Source organism: Vibrio sp. E150_011, from assembly GCF_053544015.1.
In genome coordinates, this window is sequence record NZ_JBHFOL010000001.1 from 201,788 (window position 1) to 216,914 (window position 15,127).

14 protein-coding genes are annotated in these 15,127 nt (G+C 43.7%); 8 read left to right on the forward strand and 6 right to left on the reverse strand.

From position 1 onward, the window contains the following. The first annotated feature begins 59 nt into the window (after positions 1 to 59). Positions 60 to 482, forward strand: a complete 423-nt coding sequence (gene hpaR / locus ACE1OE_RS00755) for a homoprotocatechuate degradation operon regulator HpaR (RefSeq protein WP_372062998.1) — start codon at positions 60 to 62, stop codon at positions 480 to 482. A gap of 115 nt (positions 483 to 597) precedes the next feature. Here the strand turns inward: hpaR and hpaC are convergent, their stop codons facing one another. Both hpaC and ACE1OE_RS00765 read right to left on the reverse strand, forming a co-directional pair. Continuing rightward, complete coding sequence (gene hpaC, locus ACE1OE_RS00760) at positions 598 to 1,125, reverse strand: 4-hydroxyphenylacetate 3-monooxygenase, reductase component (protein WP_449209751.1); 528 nt, start codon at positions 1,123 to 1,125, stop codon at positions 598 to 600. A 253-nt stretch (positions 1,126 to 1,378) separates the two neighbouring features. Then, the gene (locus tag ACE1OE_RS00765; RefSeq protein ID WP_449209752.1) at positions 1,379 to 1,915 is read right to left on the reverse strand and encodes an outer membrane beta-barrel protein; all 537 of its coding nucleotides are present in this window, start codon (positions 1,913 to 1,915) and stop codon (positions 1,379 to 1,381) included. A 386-nt stretch (positions 1,916 to 2,301) separates the two neighbouring features. On the opposite strand from ACE1OE_RS00765, the gene ACE1OE_RS00770 reads away from it, so the two are divergent. The 4 genes from ACE1OE_RS00770 to ACE1OE_RS00785 all read left to right on the forward strand — a co-directional run bounded on the left by ACE1OE_RS00770 (position 2,302) and on the right by ACE1OE_RS00785 (position 5,327). After that, positions 2,302 to 3,465, forward strand: coding sequence for a threonine/serine exporter family protein (locus ACE1OE_RS00770; RefSeq protein ID WP_102469408.1), 1,164 nt, complete (start codon positions 2,302 to 2,304; stop codon positions 3,463 to 3,465). 432 nt (positions 3,466 to 3,897) lie between these two features. Then, the gene (locus tag ACE1OE_RS00775) at positions 3,898 to 4,107 is read left to right on the forward strand and encodes a cold-shock protein (protein ID WP_102469409.1); all 210 of its coding nucleotides are present in this window, start codon (positions 3,898 to 3,900) and stop codon (positions 4,105 to 4,107) included. A 147-nt stretch (positions 4,108 to 4,254) separates the two neighbouring features. Then, a complete protein-coding gene (locus ACE1OE_RS00780) occupies positions 4,255 to 4,791 on the forward strand; it encodes a YaeQ family protein (RefSeq protein WP_372062040.1) in 537 nt (178 codons plus the stop codon). Continuing rightward, positions 4,788 to 5,327 carry a hypothetical protein gene (locus ACE1OE_RS00785; RefSeq protein ID WP_449209753.1) on the forward strand — a complete coding sequence of 180 codons (540 nt, stop codon included), beginning with the start codon at positions 4,788 to 4,790 and terminating at the stop codon, positions 5,325 to 5,327. Before ACE1OE_RS00780 ends, ACE1OE_RS00785 begins: the two co-directional genes overlap by 4 nt. A gap of 171 nt (positions 5,328 to 5,498) precedes the next feature. Here the strand turns inward: ACE1OE_RS00785 and hmpA are convergent, their stop codons facing one another. After that, positions 5,499 to 6,695, reverse strand: a complete 1,197-nt coding sequence (hmpA, locus tag ACE1OE_RS00790) for an NO-inducible flavohemoprotein (protein WP_449209754.1) — start codon at positions 6,693 to 6,695, stop codon at positions 5,499 to 5,501. A 349-nt stretch (positions 6,696 to 7,044) separates the two neighbouring features. Here hmpA and norR point away from each other — a divergent pair, with 349 nt between their 5' ends. After that, the gene (gene norR / locus ACE1OE_RS00795) at positions 7,045 to 8,628 is read left to right on the forward strand and encodes a nitric oxide reductase transcriptional regulator NorR (RefSeq protein ID WP_372062124.1); all 1,584 of its coding nucleotides are present in this window, start codon (positions 7,045 to 7,047) and stop codon (positions 8,626 to 8,628) included. Positions 8,629 to 8,718: 90 nt separating this feature from the next. Next, complete coding sequence (locus ACE1OE_RS00800; RefSeq protein WP_102469414.1) at positions 8,719 to 9,078, forward strand: glutaredoxin family protein; 360 nt, start codon at positions 8,719 to 8,721, stop codon at positions 9,076 to 9,078. Positions 9,079 to 9,272: 194 nt separating this feature from the next. Here the strand turns inward: ACE1OE_RS00800 and ACE1OE_RS00805 are convergent, their stop codons facing one another. Further along, a complete protein-coding gene (locus ACE1OE_RS00805) occupies positions 9,273 to 10,016 on the reverse strand; it encodes a glutamine amidotransferase-related protein (protein WP_449209755.1) in 744 nt (247 codons plus the stop codon). A gap of 343 nt (positions 10,017 to 10,359) precedes the next feature. Between ACE1OE_RS00805 and ACE1OE_RS00810 the strand changes: the two genes are divergently transcribed. Next, positions 10,360 to 11,487 carry a JmjC domain-containing protein gene (locus ACE1OE_RS00810; RefSeq protein WP_449209756.1) on the forward strand — a complete coding sequence of 376 codons (1,128 nt, stop codon included), beginning with the start codon at positions 10,360 to 10,362 and terminating at the stop codon, positions 11,485 to 11,487. 117 nt (positions 11,488 to 11,604) lie between these two features. On the opposite strand, the gene ACE1OE_RS00815 is transcribed toward ACE1OE_RS00810, so the two are convergent. Both ACE1OE_RS00815 and ACE1OE_RS00820 read right to left on the reverse strand, forming a co-directional pair. After that, the gene (locus tag ACE1OE_RS00815; RefSeq protein ID WP_449209757.1) at positions 11,605 to 13,725 is read right to left on the reverse strand and encodes a carboxypeptidase-like regulatory domain-containing protein; all 2,121 of its coding nucleotides are present in this window, start codon (positions 13,723 to 13,725) and stop codon (positions 11,605 to 11,607) included. A gap of 28 nt (positions 13,726 to 13,753) precedes the next feature. Continuing rightward, the gene (locus tag ACE1OE_RS00820) at positions 13,754 to 15,073 is read right to left on the reverse strand and encodes a glycoside hydrolase family 16 protein (RefSeq protein WP_449209758.1); all 1,320 of its coding nucleotides are present in this window, start codon (positions 15,071 to 15,073) and stop codon (positions 13,754 to 13,756) included. Positions 15,074 to 15,127: the final 54 nt, after the last annotated feature.

Sequence of the window (15,127 nt, forward strand, 5' to 3'; positions counted from 1 at the left end):
TCTTGGGAGTATCTGATATATCTTGTTATTAGAGTGACCATTAAAACAAGGTTTGTTTTGTGACGAGATACGAAGATTCATTACCACTACAATTGATTCGCGCACGCGATGTCGCGATGGAGTACTTCCGTCCTGTGTTAGCGGAAAATGACATTACGGAACAACAATGGCGAGTGATGCGTGTTCTTGATACTAAAGGCGAAATTGACTTCACGACGTTGTCTAATGAGAGCTGTATTTTAAGCCCTAGCCTCACGGGGATCATTGGTCGACTTGAGAAATTAGGGTATGTGCAGAAGCAAAAATCAGCGAATGATGGCCGTAAGTTCTATATCCATTTGACGCCAGAAGCACAGCAATTGGTTGAACGTTTACGTCCAAAGATCGAAGACCAATATATCGCACTCAAGGCACGTATTGGTGAAGAAAAGTATACTCAACTTTCTGATTTGCTTAACGAACTTATCACTGTTAAGCGCTAGGTTTGGGTAATGTAATTGATGTTAGCCAATAGAAGATGAGTAGCCTCATAAAAAAACACCCGATAAGCGGGTGTTTTTTTATGAGGCTACTCACCACTCAGTGAGTTCGTGTTCATTAAGCCACGGCTTTTTCTTGCTCAGCGACCTCCGCTAGCACATGTTTAAACTGACGATCGAAGTAAATTAGCGCATCTTTGTTTTGCGTCGTAATGGTCTCTATTTCAACAAAAAACACGGTATGTGTGCCCGACTCTTGCATCACACCAATCTTTCCTTCAAGTGTTGCAAGTGCACCACTAAGGATCGGTACATTGTGTTGATTAAGTGTCCATTGTGGTAATTGGAAGCGCTCTTCCATCGACAGCCCTGTCATGCCAGCAAAATGCATGGACATCTCTTGATGCTCACTTGCACAGACGTTAATACACATACGACCATTCGATTTGAATATTTCATTCGATGCACTATTACGATTAACGCAAACAAGCACTGTCGCGGGCGTATCAGTGACGGAACATACCGCAGTCGCGGTAATGCCTACCGTTCCAGCGTCTCCACCAGTGGAAATAATATTAACTGCAGCGGCAAGCTTTGACATTGCAGTACGAAACTCTTGTTGTAGGGTCACATCTTGTTGAGGCATGGTCTCTTCCTTTGTATATGAGAAGTGGTATTCACAATCACTGTGTTCGTTAGTTTGAGCTGACTTATTTAAGTTTTCGCTTACTGAGCGTTATTATTTGTGATGTAAGCGATGTCGTTAAGTGTCGCTGATTACCTCAATATCGAACATAGACAGTTACCCTATTCACTTGTACTTTTCGTTGTTTCCTCAACATAGGGCACCACGCCCCAAATAAAGTGACTAATCGGCTGCTTACTTGGTCATACGTAAACTAGAACTGGTAGTGAATCCCCACCATCAATAACCCAATATCGGCATTACCCAATTCAACGCCGCTACCATGATTGAACGTTGGCATCATATACGTATAGTCAAGACGCATATTGACGCTGTTGTTCATCGCAATATTAACCCCTATGCCCGCATGCGTTCCTACACCGTAAGAGTAATCATTAACGCTTTCTTGATTTGGGTTACTGTCCCAGTTCATCAAAAATCCAGACAGCCCAACCTTGGTATACACTGCAACATTATCGTTAAAATAATAAGAAAACTTAGGGGATACTGATAACACACCCGTCACTGAATCTAGCCCTGAAATCGAAGTATCCGAACCTAATAATTGCCCTTCTAAACCAAACCAATCTGTAAAGTGATACCCCGCATAAACCGCAATAGCAGGGCTGGAGTGATTATACCGCGCGCCTTCAATATTGTTCTCGACAGAATACGTCTGCATATTACCCAGTGCCCCTCCAACAAATGCACCTTGTTTATCGGCGGCCTGAAGGCTAAGTGGCAACAACATGCTCATTGCCAATATGGGCTTTAGGGCTATTTTAACGAATGCGATTGGTTGCCTTGTGAAAAACAGTTGTTTTGCGAAAAAAGGTTGTAGTGCTAAAAGTGATGGTCTTGCAAAAAATAGCTTCAAAGTGTCCGCCTGTTATTAATGACTATGATGAATTGAGAACAGTCTATTGATTGCAATAATCGCATGCTTAGCCATGCGACGAACGACGTTATCTGCTGATGAAACGCCTTATGCTGTGACGATTGGTATTGGTAAAACTCAACCACATCCAATCACCAACAAAAAACCCATCGTTTGTATTAATAGCACTCGTCAAAACAGGCAAGCTCTGCTACCTTTACGCCACTTAAAGACAGTGACAACTTGAACTAGACGGACCTATGCCTTCACCTCAAACCATAAACAAAATCGTCCAAATTGGTGATACGTTACATCGTAGCGGTTGCGCACCTTATAAAGTGGAAAAATACGCTCAGTTTTATGCGCAAAAGCACGGCATTGATGTGATGGTTCAAGCCACACCCACCGCTATCAATTATCAGTTTCCAGATAAAAACAATACCGTGGTATTAAAGCGGCTCAAGCCCGCCTCAATTAACCTCGGCTTATTGGCAAATACGATTATTCGCATTAATCAACCGAGTAATGAACCGGTGCCAGAACCTGTTGGTTATCCGAAATGGATTGTTGCACTTGCCAACATGGGCATACCGCCCGCTTATCTTATGTTGGTTGGTAGTACGCTTGAAGCCGTCGGTTACTCGGTGATTCTTGGACTGATCGTTTGGCTAACTCAATTAGTAGTTAAGGGACGTAACTCCATCGCAGTTGAGTTCGTTGCTGCTTTATTAACCGGTATATTCGTTGCGTTTATTGCAAGCACCGGTGCGGCAATACCAGTTTGGGCCCTTTGTATTGCGACCGTCGTGCTTTTTGTTCCCGGACTTTCAATTGCCAACTCGTTGGAGTGTTTAGCTTTTAACGACTTGGTCTCAGGAACAGCCTTATTGGGGCAAAGCGCATTAACGTTAATAAAGCTATTCATCGGCGTTATTATGGGCTTAAACATTGGTGAGGCTTGGTGGGGACAAGCAGAGTCCTTGTCTTATACGAATGAAGTGCCGCTCTGGCTACACTGCTTTGGCTTGCTACTGATTTCATCGTCTATTGGCGTTATTTTTAATGCGCGACCAAAAGACATTTTACTTGGGTTACCTGTTGCAGTACTCGGGATGTGGGGACCATTTTATCTTGGCTTCAGTAGCGGCTGGATCGTCGGCACCTGGATCACAACGGTCTTGATTACCTTGTATGGTACTTGGGTCGCTAAGCGTCTCGATCTCACCGGATCCATTTATATTGTCCAAGGCATTATTATTTTAGTACCCGGAAGCCGAGTGTTAGTCAGTGCCAGCCAGTCCGTTTTCGAGCAATCGATTTTACCGATACCTAATATCGGTTTATCCGCATTATTCATGTTTTCGGCAATCGTAGCGGGGCAAATTACCGCCTACTCTTTGTACTCACCGAAAATAGACCGCTAACCAAATGACAGGGTGTCTTAATTAGAGCATCCTGTTATTCATACCATTATATTTTCCGTTTTCTTTACGAATTTATTAATTTTAGTTTAAAAATTATTCTTTTATATCAAAAGGTTAAATATTTGTTTCTTATCTGCTACATACTTTCTAATTAGCCAGATTGTCAGAGAAATGAAATGTCATGTAATTGAAATCAAAAAACGAGCTTAAGTTCAAATATTCTACACAAGCTTTACTGAGAATCGTTGACTTAACTTCGCAGTGGCTTATATTAATTTCTAGCTTGAAATGAAGTTACTTTGTTTACAAAAGACATTTACCGAATTTACTCAATTCTTTGTCGTGTTGTACGCAATAGCAATTTACGTTTTCGCGCTATAGCTGCCGAATCGGCAAAACAAAAAAGAAAATATTGAATTTTAGGATTACATTATGTCTAACACAGTAACTGGCACCGTTAAATGGTTTAACGAAACTAAAGGCTTTGGCTTCATTCAACAAGAAAATGGTCCTGACGTGTTCGCTCACTTCAGCAACATCAAAGCAGACGGTTTCCGCACTTTAGCAGAAGGCCAAAAAGTTGAGTTTAAAGTAACTCAAGGTCAAAAAGGCCCTCAAGCTGAAGAGATCATGCCAGTTTAATTACTGTTGATACTCCAGATACTATTAGCCAGCGTAAGCTGGCTATTTTTTTGCCATTTAATCCATTAACTTACCAATTCTGTACCAATTTGCCGTTAAGCTACGTAAGATACCCTGTCTTCTAATTTACTGCGTTGTAACCTACCTATGGCTATCAAACCAACCATCTACAAATTCCGTGTTGCCCTGACTGACATGAATCGTGACTATTATGATTCATTGAATCTAACCGTTGCACTGCATCCATCGGAAACTCATTTAAGAATGATGGCGCGCCTGATGGCATTTTGCTTGAATGCGTCACCTGAGCTCCAGTTCACTAAAGGTCTATCTGATGTTGAAGAGCCTGACATTTGGCAAAAATCTCTCGATGACCAAACTGAAATGTGGATAGAGATCGGTGAGCCTGACGTCGAAAGAGTGAAGAAAGCCACTCGTTTGTCTAAAGCGACCAAGGTCTACAGCTTCAATACTAAGAGCGATGTATGGTGGAAACAAAACCAAGGTAAGTTTGGCTTTCTCAATGCCAGTGTTTATCGCTTCAATAATGAATCCATTGAAGCACTGACCGGACTTGTAGCTCGTACAATGGATCTCTCTGTCATGATTACGGGGACATCGTTGTTCGTGGACGGTGAAAGTGGCTCTGTAGAAGTACTAGTAGAGGAACTGCAAGAGAAATGAGTACGCTAGAGACGCATCTGCAAACCTTCAACGTTGCACAGATGTCTGTCGTTGCCGATCAAGCTGCGCTTTTTTCTGAGCTTTGCGCTCGGGAAAATGCGCTATTCGAGCGTGCTCAAACCAACAAACCTGACACACCAATACTCGGTCTTCTATTAGGGTTGTTCACCAAGCTCAATGTTGAGTCGATTGCGTCATTGCAAACGTATTCAAGTCAAGTCCTCGCGATGCGGAAAAGCTTTGAAGATGAACTGGGCAAAGATGAAGCACAAGTGTTTAAACTGCCTGTACTTGAAGAACTCGTGCTGGTGACCCACGTCTGGTTATACATACAAGGCTGCTTGGGCATGGATTACAGCTTAGCCAATGACCACGCAGACCAGACTAGCCAGGTAATTGCAGCGTTTAACGGTAACAATGTCGATGAAACCCGTATCGCATTCACTAAAAGTTACTACCTAGGCTTTCGCTATTTTGAAGCAAACAAACCACCAGCAACCGGATGGAAGCGGTGGTTTGAAAAATGGTTTAACTAAGGCTTGCGCTCGATCATCAAGTAAATTGGCATCAAGTAAGACAGCACCAAATGCCAATCGTCATTATATTTCCGCTCTATCGCTTTAATGAAGCCATCGAACGCATTACTTAATTGACGCGTTGCTTAGCTAATTAACGCGTCGCTTAACGAATTTAAACGCGTTGCTTAACTAAAGATAAGCATGAGGTCCAAAGACTTCGTAGTGGATGTTATCACGCGCTACGCCAAGTGCTTCCAGCTGTTTAACGATGCTTTCCATGAACACCACTGGCCCACAAATATAGAAATCGCCATCATCAAGAGGCAGTTGCTCTGCAATGTTGTTGAGATCCATCAGCCCTTCATGGTCGCTGGTATTGTTAAGCGCAAGTGTTGGCTTGTTGTACCATATCTGGCTAGCCCAACCATTGCCTGTCACCAACGTATCCGTCTCGTCTAAGAATGAATGTTGCGCGTGATTTTCACAGGCGTGTAGATAGGTTACGTGCTCTTTTTTTCCTGCTTTAGAGAGCTGCTGCAGTATAGCTTGCATTGGTGTGCACCCTACACCAGCAGAGATCAACACAACAGGTTTTTGCTTTTCTACATAAAAGAAATCGCCTGCCGGTGGCATAAGGTTCACTTTGTCACCAATGCTCACTTCATCGTGTAAATAATGCGAAACTAAACCAAGTTGAGAGGCGCTGCCTTCTTTTTTCACTGAAATACGATAGTTTTCACCGTTTGGTGCTTGTGATAATGAGTACTGACGAATCTCTAGATTCTCGCCTTTAGACGGTGTCACCTCGATACCTAAGTATTGACCAGCGTTGTATCCGATAACCGGCTGACCGTCTTCTGGCGTTAACACGAAGCTCGTTACGATGTCTGATTGCTTCACTTTATCAGACACAATAAACGAACGTGCGCCAGCCCAACCACCTACGGCTGCTTCGCTTGCAGAGTACAGTGCCGATTCGCGGTCGATAAATATCTGTGCTAAGAATAGATAAGCGGCTGTCCACGCTTCTTCCACATCTGGAGTAAACGCATCGGGTGCCAATTCTCTCAGTGTTTCGATCAGGTGAAGACCAACAATTTGATAGTGTTCTGCTTTAATATTAAAACTAGTGTGTTTATGAGCGATACGCTCCACCGCGGAACTTAAAGCCGCTAAGTTTTCAATGTTTTTCGCATACGCGGCAATGGCTTCAAACAAGGCGACACTTTGACGGCCTGTTTGTTGGTGAGTCATATTGAAAATATCTTTGAGTTCAGGGTTGTGAGAAAACATTCTTTGGTAAAAATGTTGTGTAAGCGCGGGACCCGCAGATTCTAGTAGTGGAATAGTACTTTTAACGATGTCAATGTGTTGGTTGGTTAGCATATGAGCTCCCTTAAAGGCGATAATGGCTTACTTAAAATGATGAACTTACTTTACATATTGAGTTTTTGACTGTGTCCTCTGAGTGAATCAAAATAGACAATTCAGGCACCAGTACTGTTTATAATTATGTGTGTCACTGTCACCGAACGATGACGGTTATGAGTTGAGAATCATACGTATTTGTCTTTCGGCTATTATAGGTAAAGCACAGACCATGCCAATTCGTCAATTGCTTGCTATGTCATGATTCTTAACGCTATTTACTTATTTATTATGTCTAAATGACTACTTCCAAATAAGTCAATTAGACTCTATAATGCGATTTGTACTCTCTTCAGGCGAACGCCCCATGCAAGATTTTTCTCCTTCCAATCTCGTTGAACTAACGATAGGGCTTGCGAGCAGCAGCAATGATCAACAGCGTTTTGATACTTTGCTTAACACCATACGCAAAACTGTCCACTGTGATTCTGTAGCGTTACTCTCACAGCAAGGCAACACATTAGTCCCTTTAGCAATGCAAGGGTTGGCACGCGACACCATGGGCCGACGCTTTGTTATCGCCGAACACCCACGTTTTTCTCAAATTTGTTCGTCACTCTCTCCAGTCATATTCGACGCGGACAGTGACTTGCCCGACCCATTTGATGGGCTTCTAATGGATCATCACGGCGATCTTCCAATGCACTCTTGTATGGGGCTGCCATTAATATTTGGCGACAAAATGCTAGGCGTCTTAACATTAGATAGTTTATCTACTAAAGCTTTTAACGATATTCCACAACGAAGCCTAGAGGTATTATCCGCGATCGCTGCTTCCACATTAAAAATGGCCATGACATTCTCACAGCTCGAATACCAAGCCAAGCAGTCCAAACAGTTACTCGAAGAGCTAAACGTTGAGTCATGGGAGCGTGATGGTGGGGAGATGATTGGTAATAGCGCACCAATGCAAGCGATGAAATCCGATATCGAGATTGTCGCGCCTTCCGATTTTAATATATTGATCCACGGCGAAACGGGCGTAGGAAAAGAGCTCGTTGCTCGTACCCTGCATCATCAATCCACCCGCAGGCAGAACCCATTAGTGTATGTGAACTGCGCTGCCATCCCAGAAAACCTCATTGAAAGTGAGTTATTTGGTCATATTAAAGGGGCTTTTACGGGAGCTGATCGCAATCGTATGGGCAAATTTGCTTTAGCCGACGGCGGTACACTGTTTCTAGATGAAATCGGCGAGTTGCCTTTAGCCGCGCAAAGTAAATTATTACGAGCATTGCAAAACAATGAAATCCAACCCGTTGGGCGCGATGAAATACAAAAAATCAATGTACGCGTGTTAGCCGCCACCAATCGAGAATTAAAAGAAGAAGTGGAGCAAGGCAAGTTTAGGGCCGATCTATATCATCGATTAACCGTTTACCCCATTTTCGTTCCCCCATTACGTGAACGAAATGGTGATATTGAATTATTGACGGGTTTCTTCCTTGAACAGGCACGTCGAAAACTTGGGATTGCTCAGTTGAAGCTGAGCCCAAACGTGAGTGCTTACCTAAATCGTTACAACTGGCCGGGCAATGTACGCGAGCTCGAGCATGTGATTAATAGGGCAACTCTAAAAGCAAAAGCACGCATGTTTGACAAAAAAGTGATTGCGGTGAGCATCGAAGACTGCGGACAATTTGATGATGAGCCCGCACCAAGGACAATCGCATCCGCGTCAACAGCCCCTTTAAATATTGAGCTCAATCGCGGGCTTCGGGAAGTCACTGAAGAATTTCAACGCAGTATTATCTCCGATGCGTTAATTCAAGCCGATTACAACTGGGCTCAAGCAAGCCGAGTACTAAAAACTGATCGTGCGAACCTCATTCGACTAGCGAAACGCTTAGGTATTACCGTATCGAAAAATCCACAAATCAACCGAGATTAACGTGTTGTAAACGCGGTAAAGAGATGTCTGAGGCGTAAATAAAATGTTAACATCCAGGTCACAATAAAAAATTGCTCAAATAAGGTCGTTATGAAGTTCATTCGTATAATTCTTGGAAAAATCATTCTCGTACTTAATTTCGTATTTAGCCCACGTGGTGTAAAACGTACAGCCGAAGCACAAAATCAGGCCAACGAGAAAGCCAAAACGCTTTCATTATACCAATTTGAGGCTTGCCCTTTTTGCGTGAAAGTGCGCCGTGAGATGAAGCGCCAGTCTGTCAATATTACTCTGAAAGATGCGAAAAATGACGATGTCGCGCGTGAACAACTTTTGGAAGGTGGCGGTCGAGTAAAAGTACCTTGTCTAAAAATTGAAAAAAATGGCCAAGTGGAATGGATGTACGAATCAGGAGATATCGTCAACTACCTGCAAAAAGAATTCGCATAGCTGTAAAGTTATAACGTTATGCGCTTGGCGTGAGTACAAACACCGTGTAAATCACAACACTGAGTTTGTACTCATCTCTCCATTATCTCATTTGCTCTATCCACTCGCGTCAGTACTCGCTTATAGTGAGTACTCCGCAATAATCATCACTCCGTTGCAGTCATCATTCCGCTATAGTCATCAGCGATAACTTATTAACTCGTCATTTCATCGATAGGATCGGCCTGACGCTTCTGGCTACCTAACACAAAGAATGCGTCGATCCAGTGCAACACGAGGACAGAGTCTTGCGGCTTATCTATTTGCTTAAAAGCATCTTTATAATGTTGAGGTGTGATTAAGTGCTTTCTATTCTCTAGGAGCTCAGTCGTAAACTCACCGCTGAATTCGGGGTGCCCTTGAACGGTCAATACATGGTTATCTTTTACCAGCATAAAGTTGGGGCAAAACGCATTGCTAGCAACCACTTTCATTCCTTTAGGGACAATGGTCACTTGGTCTTGATGACTCACTAGAAGACGAATGGAATCCATAGAAAGATTCATCCATTTCTTTTGAGCCGTCACATGCACATCATAACTGCCTATGCCCCACCCTTTGGTCGATTTCTCTACGGTACCGCCTAATGCACGAGCAATCACTTGATGCCCGAAACAAATACCCACTAAAGGTTTTCGTCTCGCCTCACAAGCACGAATCCAATCCATTAGATCGAGAATCCAAGGAAGATCATCGTAAGCATTGTGGACGCTCCCCGTCACAATAAAACCGTGAAATTCATCGATACATGGCCGCTCGCCTTGCCGCACGTCAAAGTTCACAAACTCGCAGGCACTGTTGACTTCTGATAATGACCGTTTGATCATGTCGGCATACTGTCCATACACCTCAGACAATGGCAAATTTACTTGTCCGCACGTTAAAATCCCTATCTTCATCAGCCACCCATTCTTGTTTGATTACTCGTTGTTTGATTATTCGTTGTTTAAATACTCACGATGAATCTTATGCTTGTACTTAGACGGTCGGTGCCGTTAGCTGCTGATATCAAAGCTCGCTTAGTAAATCCGGTTACTATTCAACATCTTTACCAACAAATATTCATGCTTACTTTGATTATAGAACTGTTCTATACCAATGCCATTCAACACCCATCACATTGGTAAGATTTGTTCTTCAGCCGCTCTGTCCAAACAATTTTTTAAATAATGCGACTATTTTGTGACTCTTGCCGAGTTCTTGTTAGAATGCGCGCAGCTATTATTAGAGTAGAACCCAAACATGTATCAATTAACTTTCTCGCTTCAAGAATTTCTTGCCACATACTGGCAAAAAAAACCAACCATCATTAAAGGTGGTTTTGCCAACTTTCAGGATCCAATTTCTCCAGAAGAGCTGGCTGGACTGACCATGGAAGAGGAGGTCGACTCTCGATTTGTCTCTAATCTCAATGATGAATGGCAAGCGGAACATGGTCCATTTGACGACGAGAAGTTTGCTTCACTCGGTGAAAGTAATTGGTCATTCATTGTTCAAGCCGCCAACCATTGGCATGATGACGCCGCGCAACTGGTTAAGCCGTTCAAAGGCATGCCGCAATGGTTGTTCGATGATTTAATGATCAGTTATTCCGTTAAAAACGGCGGAGTGGGTCCTCATATTGATCAATATGATGTCTTTATTATTCAAGGTATGGGCAAACGTCACTGGCGTGTCGGTGCAAAAGATGTCGGTCAATATAAAGAAACTTGTCGCCACGAGGCACTGCGTCAGATTGAATCATTTGATGCTGAGATTGACCAAGTATTAGAGCCAGGCGACATTCTCTACATCCCACCCGGTTTCCCACACGATGGCTACGCACTTGAACCATCAATGAGTTACTCGGTTGGCTTCCGCTCTCCAAAAGAACAAGAACTCGTGAGTAACTTTGCCGATTATGTTTTGGCACACGATTATGGCGACGTACATCTGCATAAGCCTGAACTCACCACTCAAGAAAACCACGGAGCAATCAGTGCATCAGATCTCGAATCACTGACACAAATGTTGAAATCAAAACTTGACGATCCGCTCATCGTAAAAGATTTCATGGCCGCCATGCTCAGCCAATCCCGTCATCATTTAAACATCATTGCGCCTGACCCTAAATGGACGCAAGAAGAGATGGCTCAACACTTAACTAGTGGCGGTGAATTGTTTAAAGTGTCGGGTTTACGTGCCCTGCACCACGAAGACGAACCTACGATGCTTTACGTCAACGGCGAAACCCTAAAGGTTCCAGAAGACCTCGCGCCTTTAGTTAGCGCGCTTTGTCATAGCAGCGTAATTCAGCTTCCTAACCCTTCAACCAGTGCGGTTTCGTTCCTTACTGAACTGGTGAACAAAGGGTATTGGTTCGCTGAATAGCTTATAAAACTATTGGTTCAGAACAGCTCAGTCATGAGCAGAAAAAGAGCGCCTAGGCGCTCTTTTTAATGGCTAATTTTTCGCTATTCGCTAATTATCGACATCTCACATTTTCAATCAATAAAAATAGAGATTATCGAGATAAACACTATCGCTAGTCGTTCCCCATAACGCCATACCTAATTGCGTCATTTTTGTTTTGTCATACTGGCTAGTTGCGCCTAATGCATCAAATGATAGTTCAACGGATATCCATTCCTCTGTGGTGATGTTTTCCATCATAAGCAACAGCGGACCACTTTCAGACAGTAACTGGAACTGAGCTTGCGTCACGCCAGAAGTCGCATAAAAATCGAACCGCAGCCCTGTCATTTGCGATGCGTCAACTGGGCTGCCCGGTTCAACACCGTACTGAATACCTGTTGTTCCACCCGCCACACCATCTGGCGTAATTTGGAATTTCGACGTTTGATTCCCCAAAATTGAGATCATTGAATGAACTGGCGGGTTCCACCACGCATCTGACCAATAAGTAACGTAGTGAGGGCTAGACAGTGAGTCACTAAATAGCGCAATGACATCTTCATTGGCAACCGTCGGTATAGGGGCCGCCATACTAGGCTGCGATGCCAATGGAGTAAGCGAAAGCGTCAGGTCATTCACACTACCAATGACAGTTAGTACTTGTGTAATACCGTATCCATCCGCCAATGCTTTAATTTTTTGAGTACCTTGCGTTAACGTCAGAACTGCGATGCCGCTATCACTTGTTTTTACTGTATAGGGTTCATCAAAGTCACCACTAACGCCGACCAACACGTCAGCACTCGCTAAAGGAAGCCCTTGCTCATCCTTCACCAACACATTGATATCATATTGATTAGATGTGCCTGAAAAGTAAAAATTATCGACAAATATTGCTTTTGTTTCTGCTCCCCAAAGTTGAATGCCAGCCATCTGCAATTGTGCCGTGTTCAACGCTGCATTACCGTTAAGCGTCATATCTGAAAATGGAATCGCAAGCGACAACCATTGTCCTGTCTGAGGATTATCCAATGCGTATGTTGCCGAACCATCCGTCGAAACTAATTGCAGCACCACCTTGCTAATACCTGATTCTATGTAGAGATCAACATTCCACGTATCATGATGTGATACATCAACGCTGCCGTATTCAATACCAAATTGAATACCTGTCACGCCACCTTGGGAGCCTTCTCCTACAATTTCATAACGTGCGTAATAGTCACCATTCATGCTTTCTTCAGAGTAAAATGGCGCATTCCACCAGTTCTCATTCCAGAGTGAGACAAATTTGTCTTCATTTAGGCTGTCGCTATAAATTGAAAAAACATCAGCATCAGAAACAGTCGGGATTGGCGCAGAAACCGATGGTTCACTCTTTTGTACGGTTTTATTTATCAAAGAAATATCACTGATTAACACTGATGCCTCTACCTCACTCGGAAAGGTTAAAGCAAACCAACGAAGTTGAGTCGTAGCAGGTATTGCCACCTCAAACTGTCTCCAACCATCCGCCAATGCCGTGCCAGAGCTGGTAAGTAGAGTAATGCTAAAATTAGGAATATTGAAGCCTTGAACATGGACTTCAACCTTCTCAAATCCATTGGATTTTAAGTTAAAACGTGCGTAATTATACATCGAGGCATCAATGCTGTTTGCTTGCTCATTTCCCCAAGCAATACCCGCGCCTTTGCCCCAGTTAATCCCACTACTTAATTCAAGTACTTTACTAAAGTTATCATCAACGACTTGGTTAGAAATTGTCGCCCCCGAACCCCAATCATCCCCCCAAAACTCCATATAATAGGAGTCATCGTGCTCTGAGTGGAACACATACATTTCTTCTGGTGCTGGCTCATCAACATCTTGTTCTAGGACTATTGAAACTGTCTGGTCACTTTCTTCAAGTTGGACTGATTTTTGTTCAGAGACATACCCCGACTTTGTCGCCAGTACGATGTAACTACCTTGCTCTAAGTCATAATAGGCCGAGCCTTGAGCGTTAGTCGTCCTTGATTCACCTGAAATCATCAATGACACACCGTTGATCGGCGCCTGACTGTTAGCGTCGGTTAATTGTAAGGTTAATCGCTGTGTTGTTTCTTCTTGCGGTGGCGTTGACCCACTCGGGCCACTCTCCGTTCCGTCTCCTCCACCGCCACAACCGAACAATGTTGTGCATAACAGCATCGCGCCTAATTTTTTCCACATCATATTCGAGTTCCTTCTAATTACATTTAAATTAACGACGACGCTGCCTTAGTAAGGCACATCCAAATAGGCTTAATAAAATGAATAAACCGCTGCTTCCACCCGATGAGTCAGACGAACCATGAGGCGCCGGCTCAATATCTCCAGCGGTCATTACTTGGAATTCAATGTCATCTTGGTCAGACAAGGCTGAATTTGAGTTGTGGCGAAGCGCCACTTCGACACGGTAAGTCCCATCGGTCATTGAAGATGGGTCAAAAACGAGGGTGTTATAGCGAGTTTCAGGGCTAGGAAGTGCTTGAGACTGCCAAATGAGGGAATAGTCTTCTTCTGTACCATCCGCTAACTCAAGGTTTGCAATTAACGTCACTATGCCGTTTTCTGGGTCAACAAGAGACGTTGTTTTACCATCTTGTTGCATCGTCAAGTAAACATCGGGAAGGGAAGGGGCTGGCGATGTATTATCCGAGACAGGTGTTTGCTCATTACAATATTCAGCGCTACTGGTTTCACTCTTTTGGCAATGAGCAACGTAATCGATTTCCAACTTAGCGGTGCTTAAATCAGGGTCGATATTTCCACCTAGGTTCCCACCCATTGCCAGGTTGAGTAACACAAACATGGGTTCCTTATATTGCGGGCACTGACTGACATCGTGAGCGGCAACTAAGGTATCGTTCACAAAGAAACGAATATCGTCATGTGTCCACTCCATCGCATATTGGTGCCATTCTTTGACTTGTAGACGGCCATTAGGGTAAGGGTAGCGGACTTCATGGCCGCAACCATTCGCATTGTAGAAATTGGTAATGTAAACGTCTGGCTGATTAGCAAACCACTCCCACACATCAATTTCTCCCGCACCGGCCAAGGGCCAGTTCACACTATCGCCATCGCCTTTAATTGGTTGTTCAAAAATACGATTTTCCAACATCCAGAAAGCCGGCCACGTCCCAGCTTCTAGATTGTGAAATCGAATTCGAGCTTCCACACGGCCGTATAAAAACTCCTGCTTATCTTTGGTGTTGATGCGACCAGAAGTCCACGTCCGTTGCTGCCCACCAAGCGTCATGCAATTATGGGTTTTCTTGCGTGAAATGATCTTCAGGGTACCGTCTGATACTTCGTAATTTCGCAAATCAGAATAATCATCGGAGGTATAGCATTGTACCTCGTTGTTATAGTTGGCTTTGGTTTGTGGTGTCCATGCGCTCCAATCCACCCCATTTCCATCGAATCGGTCAATCCATTGAACCTCCCACCCGGCGTAAGCAGGCTGAGCGAACCCCATCATTATTCCCGCCAGTAATATCATTCTGTACAACATCATCGCCTCAACTTTTTCAGACAAAGTTCACCCGCACGATGGCAAATCGCCCTCATGGAAATAAACAATATTAGATAG

Coding starts and splice junctions, on each gene's coding strand:
- ACE1OE_RS00785 (WP_449209753.1), top strand. CDS start 4,788: ATGAGTACGCTAGAGACGCATCTGCAAACCTTCAACGTTGCACAGATG.
- hmpA (WP_449209754.1), bottom strand. CDS start 6,695: ATGCTAACCAACCAACACATTGACATCGTTAAAAGTACTATTCCACTA.
- ACE1OE_RS00815 (WP_449209757.1), bottom strand. CDS start 13,725: ATGATGTGGAAAAAATTAGGCGCGATGCTGTTATGCACAACATTGTTC.
- norR (WP_372062124.1), top strand. CDS start 7,045: ATGCAAGATTTTTCTCCTTCCAATCTCGTTGAACTAACGATAGGGCTT.
- ACE1OE_RS00800 (WP_102469414.1), top strand. CDS start 8,719: ATGAAGTTCATTCGTATAATTCTTGGAAAAATCATTCTCGTACTTAAT.
- ACE1OE_RS00805 (WP_449209755.1), bottom strand. CDS start 10,016: ATGAAGATAGGGATTTTAACGTGCGGACAAGTAAATTTGCCATTGTCT.
- ACE1OE_RS00765 (WP_449209752.1), bottom strand. CDS start 1,915: ATGTTGTTGCCACTTAGCCTTCAGGCCGCCGATAAACAAGGTGCATTT.
- ACE1OE_RS00770 (WP_102469408.1), top strand. CDS start 2,302: ATGCCTTCACCTCAAACCATAAACAAAATCGTCCAAATTGGTGATACG.
- ACE1OE_RS00780 (WP_372062040.1), top strand. CDS start 4,255: ATGGCTATCAAACCAACCATCTACAAATTCCGTGTTGCCCTGACTGAC.
- hpaC (WP_449209751.1), bottom strand. CDS start 1,125: ATGCCTCAACAAGATGTGACCCTACAACAAGAGTTTCGTACTGCAATG.
- ACE1OE_RS00775 (WP_102469409.1), top strand. CDS start 3,898: ATGTCTAACACAGTAACTGGCACCGTTAAATGGTTTAACGAAACTAAA.
- ACE1OE_RS00810 (WP_449209756.1), top strand. CDS start 10,360: ATGTATCAATTAACTTTCTCGCTTCAAGAATTTCTTGCCACATACTGG.